This is a genomic window from Pseudoalteromonas piratica (genome assembly GCF_000788395.1).
Classification (GTDB): Bacteria; Pseudomonadota; Gammaproteobacteria; order Enterobacterales; family Alteromonadaceae; genus Pseudoalteromonas; species Pseudoalteromonas piratica.
Genome location: NZ_CP009888.1, coordinates 648,092 through 662,299 on the forward strand (window position 1 = coordinate 648,092; position 14,208 = coordinate 662,299).

Genomic DNA, 14,208 nt, shown 5'->3' on the forward strand with positions numbered 1-14,208 from the left:
TGCTTAAATAAACATCAAAAAATTAACATTTTTATTAAATTAATTAGAAAAATTGCCTTTATCACAGCTATTAACCACCAATCACCGAACTTTACCGTTAATCACCAAGCTCACTTCGCTATTAAAAATATTCCTAATATAGACACCAACAAAACGAATTAACCCAAACATCAGAGGGAATGAGACATGAATAAAGTAATTACAGCAACCATCGCAGCAGCAAGCATTTTTTCTTTCAACGCAGCAGCAAAAGTAGTTCCTGCTGACAGCAGCCGTGCTTCACAAATCTGTGCCGCGGCAGCTAATGATAAAGTAAGTAAAGTGCGTCGTTTACTTAAGCAGGAACACCAAACCATTCGTAAAGCTGCACAAAATATCCAATGTGACGGCAAACCACTTGCACAGTTTTTACAAGATATGAACGCAGCTAAAGTGGCTAAAAATCTTTACCCTCACAACGATGCTGCAACCTATATTGCAAAACGTTAATACAACAATTACCTGAAGTTAAAAGGCGAGTTACTGGAAAGTAACTCGCCTTTTTTATATTTTGAAAATAGCTATAAACTTGCCCTATCGGCAAATTTTAATGCGAAGTTTGATTTTATTAATTCAATTAAAACAAGTGCTTTATTCACTACTTTATCACTGCTGTTTGCCACCAATCACCGAACTTTACCGCTAATCACCTAGCTCACTTCGTTATCAAAAATATCCCTAATATAGACACCAACAAAACGAATTAACCCAAACATCCGAGGGAATGAGACATGAATAAAGTAATTACAGCAACCATCGCAGCATCAAGCATTTTTTCTTTCAACGCTGCAGCAAAAGTTGTTCCTGCTGACAGCAGCCGTGCTTCACAAATCTGCGCCGCGGCAGCAAATGATAAAGTGAGTAAAGTGCGTCGTTTACTTAAGCAGGAACACCAAACGGTTCGTAAAGCTGCTCAGAACATTCAATGTGACGGCAAACCACTTGCACAGTTTTTACAAGATATGAACGCAGCTAAAGTGGCTAAAAACCTTTACCCTAACAACAATGCTGCAACCTATATTGCAAAGCGTTAATCCAACAATTACCTGAAGTTAAAAGGGCGAACTCATCGACATGAGTTCGCCCTTTTTAATGGATAAAAGAAGCTTATTTATTCTGGTGATACCAAGCGATAGCCTATACCTCGCTTAGTTTCTATCATGCTTTCATCATTGTTTGGTAACATCAATTTTTTACGAAGCTTGCCAATATACACATCCACAACATTGGTCATTGGATCCATTTCCATGCCCCAAACATTACTTAAGATACGCTCTCGGCTTAAATATTTACCAGGGTTTGTCATCAATAACTCAAGTATTGCCATTTCTTTTACAGTTAAAGAGATCTCTTGCTCTGCCAAAGTAACGATGTAGCTATCGCGATCAAAGCATAAAGATCCAAATTCAAGCGTATTTGTGCGACCTTTTTGAGCTGGCTTGCGACGTGTCACTGCTTCAATGCGTGCTAAAAGCTCCTCATATGCAAATGGCTTCGTCACATAATCATCAGCACCAAGACGTAAACCATGAACAATATCCTGCGATGCATCCATTGCCGTAAGCATAATAATTGGAATTTCAAAGTTTTTAATTCGCAGTGCTTGGCATACTTCTAAGCCGTTTAAGCCGGGCAACATAATATCTAGCAAAATTAAATTGAAGTCACCTTCAAGGGCAAGATCAAGCCCTTCTTTTCCATCGCTGGCTCGCACAACAAAGTAGCCTTCAGCGCGTAAGCCGCGCTCTAAAAAACTCGCGACACGATCATCATCTTCAACTAATAAAATTCTCATTACGTTCCTCACCATTTAACGGTAATAGTATAGTAGCTACAGAGCCTACACCTGAAGTGTTTGATTTTAAACTAATATGACCACCATGAGCATCAACAATTGCTTTTGCTACAGGTAAACCTAAGCCTGACCCTGGCGTGTTTGAACGATTGCTACGATAAAATCGCTCAAAAATGTGCTCTTGCTCTTGTTTTGTTATGCCTTGCCCAGAATCAATCACTTTTAGAATTACAACTTGCTGACGGCACATCAGCTTAACCTCTGTGACTGCACCAGAGGTTGAATAGCTCAGCGCATTTTCAAGCAAAATCATCACAACTTGGCGAATACGTCGCTCATCAAGAGTGAGTGTAACCTCTTCACTCAATTCAAAACTCAGAGTTTGACTACGCTCCTGTGCTTTACGTTGATAGACATAACAAATATCTTGGATCAACTTAGTTAAATTAACTTCGCTACAGGTGAGGTTTAATTCACCAGCACTAGAACGTGCAACTAACATTAAATCATCAATGAGTGCTGTGGTATGGCTCACTTGATCGACAACCGCAACTAAGGTCGCTAAATAGTCATCCACATTATCTGATTGACTGCGCAGTAAGATTTCAGACTCGCCACGGATAATTGTCAGTGGTGTACGTAATTCATGAGAAATGTCCGCCAAAAACTGACGCCTTTGTTTATCAACATGAGCCAGTTTTTCATTACTGAGAGCCAACTCTTTGGTGCGCTCTTGCACTTTTTCTTCGAGCTGTAATTTCGCCAGCCCTAACTCACTATGCTTGGCTTTTAATTCGCTCGCCATAAAGTTTAAGGCCTCTGCTAACTTAGCAAACTCTTTGTCTTTTAACTTTGGAATGCGATGCTCTAGCTTTCCAGCCGTAAATTGACTAGCAGCAAATTGTAATTGCCTTGTTGCTTTTGAAATACGCTGCCAAAAAAACCAAATAGTAAGCATCATAAACAAGCTTGATAGGCCTAATGCCACTGCTAGGTAGCGATTATTGCGCTCAGACATTACTTGCGTGTTGTCGCGAATGGCCTCTGCTTGTAAGTTTTCTTGTTTTACCGCCTCACTTATTAATGCATTAAACTCTGCATGAACACCTTGCTGCTGTAACAAGCGATATAAACTCTGCGCCTCTGAAAGTTCACCCTTGTTAATTAACGAGCGGATCTCTTGCGAGGTCGTAATTATTCGTTCTACTTTTTGCGTCACTTTATCAAGTACCGCCAACTCATCACGTGAACTTAAATCTGGCGCTAACGCCAATTTTTGTAATAGCGAATCACGTACTTCAACAATTGAAGTTCGCAGTTTTTGTTCATTTTCTTGACGTAATTCAGGTGTGAGCACAATACCATTACGAGACATTTCGCCAATCGCAACAAGCTTTTCGAAGGTATAAAGTGCAATATTGGAATATTGATTCAGGATTTTATGCACTAATTCTGATTTTTGTGCGTTTTGTTTAAAGCGATTGGAGCTATCAAAATACAATCCGGCCATTGCTAAACTGAACAATGAAAGAATCACTAAAGCAACAAGCAGCTTATGCGTAAGATGGCTTTGGATTTGATAAGGAAGGTGATTCAACTGCTTTTCCATTCAAATGGGTTAACAACTAACTAAAGGTTTATAATAAGTTAGCCGTAAATCTGCGAGTTTACTATATTGTTAGAAGTAAAAAGAGCTAATAATTCACCAACCTATTAACTCTGACAACAACAATATTGGGATTGCGTTCCTGTCCCCTGAAAATACCATCGACTACAACATTCTTGCGTCAATCACAGCCGACGGTAATACAGGAACGCGAGACATATAGTAATCACACTGGTTAAATTAAGCTTGTTGAAACAATTAAACTTACCTAAGCCAAGTTTAAAATTTATTTAAACAACTTAATTACAAAATAAGTCATTAGATAAATAAATTAAAAAAGGCCGTAATCTAAAATTACAGCCTTTTTAAACAGGTGCGACTTTTCGCCAATAAACCATGGTTTATTTGTATGCGATTGCGCCTGCTAATGCGAGTTTTTTGCCATAGCGGTTTAACTTAGCTAATAAACTTTTTTTACCATTATTTGAACGAGTTAATTGACCTTGAGATTGGCCACCTTGATTTAACGCTTGCTTAGTCATGTGATTGCTCCTGTTGTTTAACTAAGTGCTATTCTGCGCTCTTGGGCGGTTAAAATCCAATCAATAAAATTACATTTTTGAGATAAGATTTTCTAATGCGAATAGCTAGTCATCAATCCTGCATATTAACTTCACATAAGCACTCTTGTACTACCTATGCATTTGACCTGTAAACCTTTAACGGGCAAGCTTAGAGTTAACGTTGTCATTATCTCCATTTCATGCATAAACATTATTTAATTGTCTTAAATCCCTTACCAAATAAACAAAAAAAATATTGGTTAACTTGGCTTATTGATTATTTAAAGCAGCATCAACATACGTATTATGTATTTACCACTTCTCCTGTCTTATCTGACAATCAGCTTTTTTTCCAACAACATCTCAATGAATATGATGAAGTTATCATGCTTGGTGGTGATGGCACGCTACACCAATTAGCAAATTGCATGGCGAACTGCACACAACCAATTACTGTGCTGCCCTGCGGAACCGGTAATGACTTTATGCGTAATTTTGGTTACAGCAATAATCAGTTAAAACAACTGGTCAATAGTAAGCATTCCTTAAGTATTGATTTGGGGAAAGTAAATGAGCGTTACTTTATTAACAGTGCAGGGGTTGGATTTGATGCTGAAATCGTTGAGAGAACCCAAGGTAATAAAGGGTGGCTAGCACGTTTTAGTTATTTATATCATGCATTTACTTGTCTTTTCTTCTTTAAAGAGTCACTCTTATCACTGCAGCAAGAATGCCAAGAAGTACAGTACAGTAACTTTCTAACGGTGTTTGCAAATGGTAAATACTTTGGTGGTGGCATGAAAATAGCGCCAAAAGCTGAGCTAAGTTCATCCCACTTAATGCGCTATAGTGTTGAAAAGACATCACTATTAAAAAAAGTACTGGCGTTACCAAAGCTCTACCGCGGCACACATACAAAATTACCTGAAGTGAAGGAACACGCATTTAGACAACTTGAAATCGTAACCCCGGGGCTGCCGATTCAAGCAGATGGAGAGTCAGCAGGCTATACACCAGCAGTTATTGCAGTAGCTAAAAATGCGTTAACGATAAAAATCATTTAATTGCAGTGAGTTAATCATGCCAAAACTGAGCATTATCACATTTTCGACTATTGCTGTTTTGATGTCGTCGTTACTCATTAGTAGCACATTTATTTATCTGAATTATCAAAATCGCTTGGAGTATGCCACAACTCAAGCACTCAATAATCATCAACAAGCGCTCAAAGATGTGCTAACACGTATTCGTTCTGATTACAGTAACGAACACAAAGTCATCAATAGCCTTATTTACCGTTATCAAGCAAAGCAAGCGCTCCTTAAAGAGTTTCCCCCGTTGTTGTTACGCGAACTCAGTATGTTTTTACACAGTGACGAACATGCCGATGCCATAATGATCGTTACAGCAGATAATACCCTTTGGGCACTGCACCAAATTAAATCTGCCGAAACAAAAGGCTTATTTGGCGCACCACACAACGCTTATTTTTTACTGCAAAAGATAAACGATAATAAAGAAGTTCGTTCTTTTTATGATCAAGCGCTAACACTAATCGAAAAACAAGCACTTCCCGCCACACTTAATATCGAAGAGCGTCCATGGTACCAACAAGCCAAAACCGCTCACAAGGTTACCGTGGTTGAGCCTTATCTTGACAATTTTCGCAACGAAAAAGTGTTTTCGATGGTGAAACAAGTTAATCAACTCACGGTAAACCTAGACCTTAATTCACAAGCTCTGTCCGAAAGCATGCGTCATGACGCACTCAAATTTAACACTTGGCTGTTTTTAATGAACAGTCAAAATAAGCTTTTAGCGTTACAAGATGGTCAGAATATTCAATTAAATAACCAACAAATTGCCCCTTGGCAAACGTGGTTAGCTCACTCCGCAGCACAGGTAAGATCATCGGATAGTCATTCACTTACGAAAATACAAACTAAAAATCAGTCATGGTATATCAGTGCATCAGAAATAAATAATGAAGAAGGTAGCAACATCATGTTAGTTGCTGCCACCGAAGCAGAAGATATTCTCGCACCGATATATGCACAGCTGTACCAATGGTTGTTTATCTCTATTGGATTATGTTTATTAGTATTACCCTTGAGTTATTTTGTTGCTCACCTTATGACGCGTCCCATTCGTCAAGTAAACGAATATGCGTCACAGTTAGCCAATTTCGAAGCACCTAAAAAATCAACTCGCTATGCCCAAGTAACTGAAATTGAAGAACTAGCTCATAGTTTAGAACTTCTTCACAGTAACTTAGTGGAGTTTTTCAGCCTGCTTGAAACCCTTTCAAAAGAACAAAACTTACAACATTTAATCGATAAAATAGCCATAAAATCGATGCAAATGATGCATGCCGAAGGGTGTTTGATTCTTCTTACGAAAAACCAAGCATTAGTAGCGGAATTCTTACAGTATCATAAGCAAAAATTCACGCTCGATAATCTGCCCAATATCGACTGGCACGCGTTATACACTACTTGTGATACAACAAAGATAAATAAATTACCTGAAACGTTACAAACCCTGTTTTCACAAGCCGATTCAGAGTGCTACCAAGTGCTTGTGCCGCTAAAAAATCGCGAGCAACAGGTTATTGGCTTACAAATATATTTTTATCCTGTAAGTATGCCGCAAGAGCACATTAGTCTTAAGCTTGCTGAGCAAGTTGCCGCGTTTTTTGGTGTCGCAATTGAAGGGCGAAAGCTGGTCAATAGACAAGAGAAGTTGCTCGATTCCTTTATTCAAGTCATTGCGGGTGCGATTGATACTAAATCTCACTATACGGGTAAACACTGTCAACGAGTGCCTGAGCTTGCCACACAAATTGCTGAAGCAGCGAGTCAATCCACGCAGTTTCCTAATTTTCATTTTGATGAAAGTGCGAGGCGCCAACTTTCCATCGCGGCTTGGTTACATGACTGTGGTAAAGTCACAACGCCAGAATACATAGTGGACAAAGCCACCCGATTAGAAACCATTTACAACCGCATTCATGAAATTAGAACGCGTTTTGAAGTAGTAAAACGTGATTTAGAAATTGACGCGCTAAAAGAAATCTTAGCCGGTGCGGATAAAAGCGCAGTCAATGCTAAATTAATGAAACAAATAAAGCAGTTAGAAAGTGACTTTGCGCATGTAGCTTATTGCAATAGCGCTGAGTTTGTATCAGACAGTGACAAAAACAAACTCCATGAAATCGCACAACTGAATTGGCAACCATATTTTAATGAGCGTCTAGGGTTATCACAAGAAGAGTTAACGCAATACACTGATTACCCTGAGGTTTCTGAGCTTAGTATTTTGGCCGATAAACCAAGTCACTTGCTTTATAATCAAAACTTACGCTGCGATAGCACTAAATATAATTTACAACAGCCCGAGTTAAGAAATAATCTTGGTGAACTCTATAATCTAAGCGTGAGTGCCGGTACTATTAATTCTGAAGAGCGCTATGCAATCAACCATCACATCATTCAAACAATTGAAATTCTTGAGAAGCTACCATTTCCAAAACATTTAAGCAGAGTGCCTGAGATCGCAGGTGCACATCATGAAAAACTTAATGGTAACGGCTACCCCAAAGGGCTGTGCGGTGATGAGATTAGCTTTGAAGCGCGTATTTTAGCAATTGCTGATATTTTTGAAGCTCTCACCGCCTCGGATCGGCCTTATAAAAAAGCGAAGACCCTGTCACAGGCCATTGGCATAATGCAACAACTCGCAAGTAAAGGTGAACTAGACCAAGATTTACTCAACTTTTTCATTGCCGAAAAGATCCCCGAACATTATGGGAAAGTTCACTTAAAAGCTGAACAACTCAATTAAAAAGGGAGCTAATGCTCCCTAAAATGATGACTGACGCTATGCCTAATGTTTACTTACATTAGATTGATGACTTTTTAGTTTCTACTTTAAATACATCGTAATTTGCGAGAGCTGGAATACGTGCTTGCAGCTCATCTTCTTGCAGTGCGAGTGCTTTAAAGTCGTGACACATTTGATCCGCTTTTTGCTCAATATTCTTCGCTTGCAGCTCAACTTTCTCTTCAATTTGTTCACCCATGCGTTCCATGCGCTGTTCAAAATCATTCATATTGCCACCTGAACTGATCATTTCGCTACCAAGGGTGATCAATAAACTACCAATGGATTCCATCATCATTTCTTCCATCGCTTGTTCCATTTTTTCATCAAACTTATTGTCGAATGTATCGCCAATATTATCAAAACGACCTTGGTCCATTACAAAGGTGCCACCGTCATAAAATGCATCTTGGATTTCTTCGCCGATTTCCGACATGATCTCTTCCATTGCAGCCATGTTTTCTAAACCAAATGCATTGCCAACTTCACTTAATGCAACCCCCGCAAGTGCAACACCTTCCATAGCAATTTCAGCCACTTGTGGCACCTGGCCTCGTACATCATCCGAGTAGCGTGCTAATAGGGTTTGATCACTTGCCGACAGAGACTGCGCTTCACCATTTATTTGAAGATTGCCATCTTGATCAATTGCTACCACACCTGATGCTGCTTCAATATTAAGTACCTCAGGGGTGATAGAAAGCTTATTGTTGAACTTTAAATTACAGCTATCTGATGAAAAGTTAATGTTGTTATCATGACCGTCTTGGTGCGCCATTGCATTTGCTGATAGACCCATACATGCTGCTACTGCTGTTGTGATAATTAATTTTTTCATAGTGATTCCCGTTTCTGTCGCGTTTTAATTTTTTCTCTAAGTGTTATACCTTTATCAAACTCAATGCCAAAAATAAAAAACCAATAATTATCAACAATATAAATAAAATCAGGCTAAAAATAACGAGGGGAAATAAATACTTAAAACTAATAAATGGTTTTTTTAACCACTATATTGTTGAATTTGACCAATTAAAATTTAACACCATTACTTGCGCTAACAGCAATATGGGTTTTTACTGATTATGAGTGCTTAAATTGTAATGTTGAGGGTGATCATGAAAGACAATTACCAAGACATAAATAATCAAGAGCCGCTGAATTCAGATCTTGAACACAGCGAAGATAGCCAACACAAGCGAGAAGTGAAAAAACGCTTAGAAGATATTTTAGAACAAAAGCGCCTGCTCAAATCCATTGGTATGGATGAAACACATAACTATTGGGATGAGCTCTAAAACTGGTCGTTGAGCTTATCCATTAAGTCACCCAATAACACTTTTAATTGCTTTGCTTTTTCAAGGTCCAACCCGACTTTATCAACTAATTGTGAAGGCAAGCAAGAAAGGCTCTGCTGTAAAGCATGGCCATGTTGGGTTAAAAAAATACGTACTTTGCGTTCATCCCATTCATCGCGGCGGCGCTCTATTAAATCACTTTGTTCCATGCGTTTTAAAATTGGCGTTAGCGTGTTGTTATTTAAAATAGCTTGCTGACCTATCTCTCCTACTGTAACACCATCTTGTTGCCACAAAATCAATAGAATTACGTACTGGGGATAGGTCAACTTATGCTTATCCAACTCTGGCTGATATAGCCGCGTCACCAAGCGTGACGCAGCATAAATCGGAAAGCAAAGTTGGTTTTCTAATAATTGATCAGCATTACTGGCCATGGCTACTGCGCCAAAGCTTGTTCAATGTACTTTTCTAATGCTTCAGGTTTTGTGGTAGGCGCAAAACGCTTTAACGGCTTGCCATCACGGCCAATCAAAAATTTAGTGAAATTCCATTTAATTTTATTGCCCAAAATGCCGCTTAACTCAGTGCGTAAATATTTATAAAGCGGGTGACTGTTTTCACCATTTACATCTATTTTTTCAGTCATCGTAAAATCAACGCCATAGTTAATTAAACACTCGCCTTGAATTTGTTCGGCGCTACCAGGCTCTTGTTGACCAAATTGATTGCATGGGCAGCCAATAATAACCAGCCCTTTATCACTGTATTTTTTGTGAAGTGCTTGTAGTCCTTCGTATTGTGGCGTAAGCCCGCACTTGCTAGCAGTATTAACCACTAATACTGCTTTGCCCTGATACTCTGAAAAATCGATTTTTTGCCCTTGCAGGCTATTAATGCTTAATTGATAAAACGGTGTCATATGCTTTCTCCTCTATTGCAGTAAAATATATCGTGCACGACACAATCGCGCAATAATAGTTCAAAAATTGAAGTATTAATCTTGATTAAACTCTGCAATTAAAAAATCGATCAACAAACGCACACGTAACGGCATTAAATCGCGATTTGGGTAAACTAACCACGAAGCGTTATCAGCAACTTGATAGGGCGCTAATAAACTGACTAATCGCCCATTTGAGACATATTCCTCAACAATATCTTGCGCAAGGTGCGCAATACCCAAACCCGTCAAGCATGCCTGTAGTAGCGCCTCACCATTGTTGCTGCGCCAGCGGCCGGAAATTTTATATTCTTTGATAGCGCCATCAACTTTAAAGCGCCAGCGATTAGTGACCGCATACAAGCAATTATGCTCTATAAGCTGCTCAGGATGAGTGGGGGCGCCAAACTGTGTTAGATAATCGGGTGACGCAACTAGCGTCATAACTCGTGTGGTTAATGGTCGTGCGATTAAATTGGAATCAGCCATACGACCAAAACGAATCGCTAAATCGACGCCTTCAGAAATTAAGTCAACATTTCGATTATTAAAGTCCATCACCATAGATACCTGAGTATAACGCTGACAAAACTGTGCTAATTTAGGTGCGACGTGCTTTGCCGCAAAATCACCTGCACACGACACGCGAATAGTACCTTTAGGCTCTTGTTGCTCACCTTGCAGTGCTAGATTGGCTTCTTCCATAGCCGATTGGATAGAGCTAAGTGATGCAGCATATTGTTGCCCTGCCTCGGTTAACTTCAATGAACGGGTTGTACGCTTTAGCAGTGCCACCCCCAAACGGGATTCCAACTGAGCAACACTGCGACTGACATGTGATGTTGAGACATCTAAAATTTTTGCCGCACGAGTAAAGCTGCCATTTTCAACAACCGCTAAGAACTCATTAATACCCTGCCAATCCATATCCACTCCACAGCAAAAATAAAAACACTATCACAACCATTATTGCACAGATGCAAAAGTTATTTGTCAATTTGGGGGATTATCCCTGTGTTGTTACACGCTAAACTGGCCTTAATTACCGTACCTAATTGAGGCAATATCATGGAATTTAGTTTTGTAAATCCAACGAAAATTATTTTTGGTCAAGGCCAAATCGCAACAATTCAACAGGAAATCCCTTCATCTGCCAAAGTGATGATCATTTATGGTGGTGGCAGTATTAAGCAAAATGGCATTTATCAGCAAGTAGTTGATGCGCTAAGCGAACATCAGGTGGTTGAATTTTCTGGTATTGAGCCAAATCCAAGCTATGAAACAGCTATGCGCGCTGTTGCACAAATTAAAGAGCACAACATTGATTATTTACTTGCCGTAGGCGGTGGTTCTGTCATTGATGGTACTAAGTTTATTGCTGCAGCAGCAAAATTTGATGGCAAGCCATGGGATATTCTGGCAAAAGCCGCAGAGGTAACCGACGCTTTACCTATCGGTGTGGTACTGACACTGCCAGCAACTGGTTCAGAATCGAATAGCTACTCGGTTGTTTCGAAACTCGACAGCAACGATAAACTGCCGTTCTTTAGCGAAAAAGTACAACCTAAATTTGCTGTGCTAGATGCGCAAGTAACCAAAACGCTACCTGAAAGACAACTGGCCAACGGTATTGTTGATGCGTTTGTTCATGTAATGGAGCAATACCTCACATTTGACCACGGCGCAAAAGTACAAGATCGTTTCGCTGAAGGCTTATTACATACACTCATCGAAGAAGGCCCTCGTGTGTTTGCTGAACCAGACAATATGGAGGTTCGTGAAAACCTAATGTGGTCAGCGACCATGGCATTAAACGGCCTGATTGGTGCAGGTGTACCACAAGATTGGTCAACCCATATGCTAGGTCATGAAATTACGGCGCTTTATGGTTTAGACCATGCACAAACGTTAGCCATAGTGTTACCACGAATGATGCATGCAATGCGCCAACAAAAAGAAGCTAAATTACTGCAATATGCTGAACGTATTTGGGGCATTTCAGAGCAAGATAATAACATTGCCATTGATCTAGCAATCGAAAAGACAGTGGCATTTTTCCACTCAGTAAACATGCCAACACGCTTTAGCGATTACCAATTAGGCGAAGAAATCGTGGATGCGATTGTTGAGCAACTTGAACGACATGGTATGGTTGCTCTCGGTGAAAACCAACAAGTCACACTCGATATTAGCCGTGAAGTACTTAAGGCATCGCTCTAAAGACACAACAAGCTCTAACTGAAAATTCAGTTAGAGCTTTAATAAAAAGAACACCACTAAACTTACAACCGTAGTGATGTATAAATTCTTAAAGCGATATGCCAGTAACACCGCCACACAGGCAGCAATTAAATAGGGATTATTCAATGAAATCGCCAGCTTGCCTTCTTGCACAAACACAATGGGCACCCAAATAGCGGTTAATACACAAGGTGCACTAAAGCTTAAAAAGCGTTGCATTTTCGGCCCTATGCTAAACGGTAGGCGTTTAGATAAAAATAAAAAGCGTGTTGTAAAAGTAACGCATGCCATCAGTAAAATAATTTCTATCACTTCTCACCTCGTTTACTGGCAAGTGCATAACCCACACTCATTCCTAACAAAGCAGCAAATATTAACCCCAGCTCAACTTGCCACAATTTGAATACCACGATGCTAACTGCCGAAGCTAAACATGCAAATAAGGTTGGCCAATTAGTAATACTCGGAATCACTAAGGCAATAAAAATAGATGCGATGGCAAAATCTAAACCCATCTGAGTTAAGTCAGGCAACATGGCGCCAGCAACCACGCCAATCAAGGTCCAAATATTCCATGCGATATAAAAACTACCACCAGCAACTAACGCATATACCAAGCGAATTTTGCCTTGGTAAGCACGACTATGATGGGAAAATGCAAACAACTCGTCGGTTAATAAGAAACCTAAACTTAATCGCCATTTTAGCGGTTTATCAATTAACTTGTGTCGCACACTCAAGCCATACAAAAAGTGACGCGCACTGATAATAAAAGTGGTAACTAAAATGGTGATAAGTGATGCATTGCCAACAATTAACTCGATTGCTACCAACTGCGCTGAACCAGCAAACACTAACAGCGACATTAACTGGGCTTCTAATGGACTGAACCCAGATTGCACGGCAAGTGAGCCACATAAAATTCCCCATGGGATCACCGCTAAATTGAGCGGTAACATGTCCCAAAAACCTTTAGCGATTGCTGTTTTCATTTATTGCCTTGCTGTACTGCTTTGGGGTTAACCCCATATTCTTTTTAAAATAACGGTGAAAATGACTTTGATCGTAAAAACCAACTGCCACTGCAACCTCATTAATAGCAAGTCCAGAGCGTAACATTTGCTTTGCCCGATTAACACGGAATTGCGTTTGATAGGCATGTGGAGTCATCCCTGTTTCCGCTTTAAATTGTCGAATAAAGTGAAAGGGACTCATATTGGCAATTGCAGCCAGCTGTGTAAGACTTATATTATCGAAGTAATAATCTCGCAAGTAATCAAGCGCTGTGGCTAATTGGGGTTTCCGTGATATGCCGCGTAAGCAAAATGAACGCTTATTGTGGCGAGTTATTAGATTAATTAGCAGTTGATAAAGCGCTGACTGTTTAGCTAATGTGCTTTTTTCAGTCGCGAGTAAATCAAAAGTTTGTGCCATTTGCTTTGCCAGCACAGGATCGAACACCACCGCTTGATCAAAATAAGGAGCGCCTAATTGCGTTTCACCAATATCATGGGTCAGGCCTTCAAATAACCCAGGTGTTGGGTACATAGCACGGTAACCCCAGCCTTGTTCGGTGGCAGTTTGGCCGTTATGCACCTGATCTGCGTTAACTAAAATAATACTGCTCGCTGGCGCAACATGATTAGCACCACTGCGGAAGAAGCGCTGCGCGCCGTTTTCAATTAACCCTATGGTGTACCCCTCATGACTATGGCGAGCAAAATTCTGCTGCTTGTATTGTGCTTGCAGAACTTCTAAACCATTTAATTCATGATGATATTGAAAAACCGTTTTTTCCATTAATGAGACTTATTATTTCGATATTCTCTGTTATCTAAGGCGTT

General features: G+C 39.8%; 16 protein-coding genes. 6 read left to right on the forward strand and 10 right to left on the reverse strand.

All coding sequences use genetic code 11. The annotated features are described in order from the left end of the window. The first annotated feature begins 186 nt into the window (after positions 1–186). On the forward strand, positions 187–489 hold the full coding sequence (locus OM33_RS02860; protein ID WP_038638519.1) for a DUF3718 domain-containing protein: 303 nt from the start codon (positions 187–189) through the stop codon (positions 487–489). A 281-nt stretch (positions 490–770) separates the two neighbouring features. After that, complete coding sequence (locus tag OM33_RS02865; RefSeq protein ID WP_038638522.1) at positions 771–1,073, forward strand: DUF3718 domain-containing protein; 303 nt, start codon at positions 771–773, stop codon at positions 1,071–1,073. A gap of 77 nt (positions 1,074–1,150) precedes the next feature. On the opposite strand, the gene OM33_RS02870 is transcribed toward OM33_RS02865, so the two are convergent. From OM33_RS02870 to OM33_RS22475, 3 genes are all read right to left on the reverse strand, one after another. Continuing rightward, a complete protein-coding gene (locus OM33_RS02870; protein WP_081990995.1) occupies positions 1,151–1,834 on the reverse strand; it encodes a response regulator transcription factor in 684 nt (227 codons plus the stop codon). Next, entirely contained in the window at positions 1,815–3,431 is a 1,617-nt protein-coding gene (locus OM33_RS02875) for a sensor histidine kinase (RefSeq protein ID WP_234402720.1), read from the reverse strand. Before OM33_RS02875 ends, OM33_RS02870 begins: the two co-directional genes overlap by 20 nt. A 410-nt stretch (positions 3,432–3,841) precedes the next feature. Next, a complete protein-coding gene (locus OM33_RS22475) occupies positions 3,842–3,982 on the reverse strand; it encodes a hypothetical protein (protein WP_199922492.1) in 141 nt (46 codons plus the stop codon). A gap of 221 nt (positions 3,983–4,203) precedes the next feature. Between OM33_RS22475 and OM33_RS02880 the strand changes: the two genes are divergently transcribed. Together OM33_RS02880 and OM33_RS21950 are read left to right on the forward strand one after the other, a co-directional pair. Further along, positions 4,204–5,067, forward strand: a complete 864-nt coding sequence (locus OM33_RS02880) for a diacylglycerol/lipid kinase family protein (protein WP_038638531.1) — start codon at positions 4,204–4,206, stop codon at positions 5,065–5,067. A gap of 16 nt (positions 5,068–5,083) precedes the next feature. Beyond that, complete coding sequence (locus tag OM33_RS21950) at positions 5,084–7,846, forward strand: HD domain-containing phosphohydrolase (RefSeq protein ID WP_052140878.1); 2,763 nt, start codon at positions 5,084–5,086, stop codon at positions 7,844–7,846. A gap of 58 nt (positions 7,847–7,904) precedes the next feature. On the opposite strand, the gene OM33_RS02890 is transcribed toward OM33_RS21950, so the two are convergent. After that, positions 7,905–8,723, reverse strand: a complete 819-nt coding sequence (locus OM33_RS02890) for a DUF2884 family protein (protein WP_038638534.1) — start codon at positions 8,721–8,723, stop codon at positions 7,905–7,907. A 277-nt stretch (positions 8,724–9,000) separates the two neighbouring features. Between OM33_RS02890 and OM33_RS02895 the strand changes: the two genes are divergently transcribed. Continuing rightward, the gene (locus OM33_RS02895; protein ID WP_038638536.1) at positions 9,001–9,180 is read left to right on the forward strand and encodes a PA3496 family putative envelope integrity protein; all 180 of its coding nucleotides are present in this window, start codon (positions 9,001–9,003) and stop codon (positions 9,178–9,180) included. Here the strand turns inward: OM33_RS02895 and OM33_RS02900 are convergent. The 3 genes from OM33_RS02900 to OM33_RS02910 all read right to left on the reverse strand — a co-directional run bounded on the left by OM33_RS02900 (position 9,177) and on the right by OM33_RS02910 (position 11,050). Continuing rightward, positions 9,177–9,617 (reverse strand): MarR family winged helix-turn-helix transcriptional regulator, encoded by a 441-nt coding sequence (locus OM33_RS02900; RefSeq protein WP_038638539.1) that lies wholly within the window; start codon positions 9,615–9,617, stop codon positions 9,177–9,179. The two genes, OM33_RS02895 and OM33_RS02900, sit on opposite strands and share 4 nt — an antisense overlap. A 2-nt stretch (positions 9,618–9,619) precedes the next feature. Next, positions 9,620–10,102 (reverse strand): glutathione peroxidase, encoded by a 483-nt coding sequence (locus tag OM33_RS02905; RefSeq protein WP_038638541.1) that lies wholly within the window; start codon positions 10,100–10,102, stop codon positions 9,620–9,622. Between the two features lie 75 nt (positions 10,103–10,177). After that, a complete protein-coding gene (locus OM33_RS02910) occupies positions 10,178–11,050 on the reverse strand; it encodes a LysR family transcriptional regulator (protein WP_038638545.1) in 873 nt (290 codons plus the stop codon). A gap of 138 nt (positions 11,051–11,188) precedes the next feature. Here OM33_RS02910 and OM33_RS02915 point away from each other — a divergent pair, with 138 nt between their 5' ends. Beyond that, the gene (locus OM33_RS02915; protein ID WP_038638547.1) at positions 11,189–12,343 is read left to right on the forward strand and encodes an iron-containing alcohol dehydrogenase; all 1,155 of its coding nucleotides are present in this window, start codon (positions 11,189–11,191) and stop codon (positions 12,341–12,343) included. A 30-nt stretch (positions 12,344–12,373) separates the two neighbouring features. Here the strand turns inward: OM33_RS02915 and OM33_RS02920 are convergent, their stop codons facing one another. The 3 genes from OM33_RS02920 to OM33_RS02930 are packed head-to-tail and all read right to left on the reverse strand — an operon-like array spanning position 12,374 to position 14,164. Beyond that, positions 12,374–12,676 (reverse strand): AzlD domain-containing protein, encoded by a 303-nt coding sequence (locus tag OM33_RS02920; RefSeq protein ID WP_038638550.1) that lies wholly within the window; start codon positions 12,674–12,676, stop codon positions 12,374–12,376. Beyond that, positions 12,673–13,356: an AzlC family ABC transporter permease gene (locus OM33_RS02925; RefSeq protein WP_038638552.1), complete on the reverse strand. Its 684-nt coding sequence runs from the start codon at positions 13,354–13,356 to the stop codon at positions 12,673–12,675. The genes OM33_RS02920 and OM33_RS02925 overlap by 4 nt, the downstream gene beginning before the upstream one ends. Then, positions 13,337–14,164: an AraC family transcriptional regulator gene (locus OM33_RS02930; protein ID WP_038638556.1), complete on the reverse strand. Its 828-nt coding sequence runs from the start codon at positions 14,162–14,164 to the stop codon at positions 13,337–13,339. The genes OM33_RS02925 and OM33_RS02930 overlap by 20 nt, the downstream gene beginning before the upstream one ends. Between the last annotated feature and the right edge of the window lie 44 nt (positions 14,165–14,208).

Bases quoted from the DNA above. Each gene is read 5' to 3' on its own strand.
- OM33_RS02860 (WP_038638519.1), top strand. From the start codon at position 187: ATGAATAAAGTAATTACAGCAACCATCGCAGCAGCAAGCATTTTTTCT.
- OM33_RS02865 (WP_038638522.1), top strand. From the start codon at position 771: ATGAATAAAGTAATTACAGCAACCATCGCAGCATCAAGCATTTTTTCT.
- OM33_RS02870 (WP_081990995.1), bottom strand. From the start codon at position 1,834: ATGAGAATTTTATTAGTTGAAGATGATGATCGTGTCGCGAGTTTTTTA.
- OM33_RS22475 (WP_199922492.1), bottom strand. From the start codon at position 3,982: ATGACTAAGCAAGCGTTAAATCAAGGTGGCCAATCTCAAGGTCAATTA.
- OM33_RS02880 (WP_038638531.1), top strand. From the start codon at position 4,204: ATGCATAAACATTATTTAATTGTCTTAAATCCCTTACCAAATAAACAA.
- OM33_RS21950 (WP_052140878.1), top strand. From the start codon at position 5,084: ATGCCAAAACTGAGCATTATCACATTTTCGACTATTGCTGTTTTGATG.
- OM33_RS02890 (WP_038638534.1), bottom strand. From the start codon at position 8,723: ATGAAAAAATTAATTATCACAACAGCAGTAGCAGCATGTATGGGTCTA.
- OM33_RS02895 (WP_038638536.1), top strand. From the start codon at position 9,001: ATGAAAGACAATTACCAAGACATAAATAATCAAGAGCCGCTGAATTCA.
- OM33_RS02900 (WP_038638539.1), bottom strand. From the start codon at position 9,617: ATGGCCAGTAATGCTGATCAATTATTAGAAAACCAACTTTGCTTTCCG.
- OM33_RS02905 (WP_038638541.1), bottom strand. From the start codon at position 10,102: ATGACACCGTTTTATCAATTAAGCATTAATAGCCTGCAAGGGCAAAAA.
- OM33_RS02910 (WP_038638545.1), bottom strand. From the start codon at position 11,050: ATGGATTGGCAGGGTATTAATGAGTTCTTAGCGGTTGTTGAAAATGGC.
- OM33_RS02925 (WP_038638552.1), bottom strand. From the start codon at position 13,356: ATGAAAACAGCAATCGCTAAAGGTTTTTGGGACATGTTACCGCTCAAT.
- OM33_RS02930 (WP_038638556.1), bottom strand. From the start codon at position 14,164: ATGGAAAAAACGGTTTTTCAATATCATCATGAATTAAATGGTTTAGAA.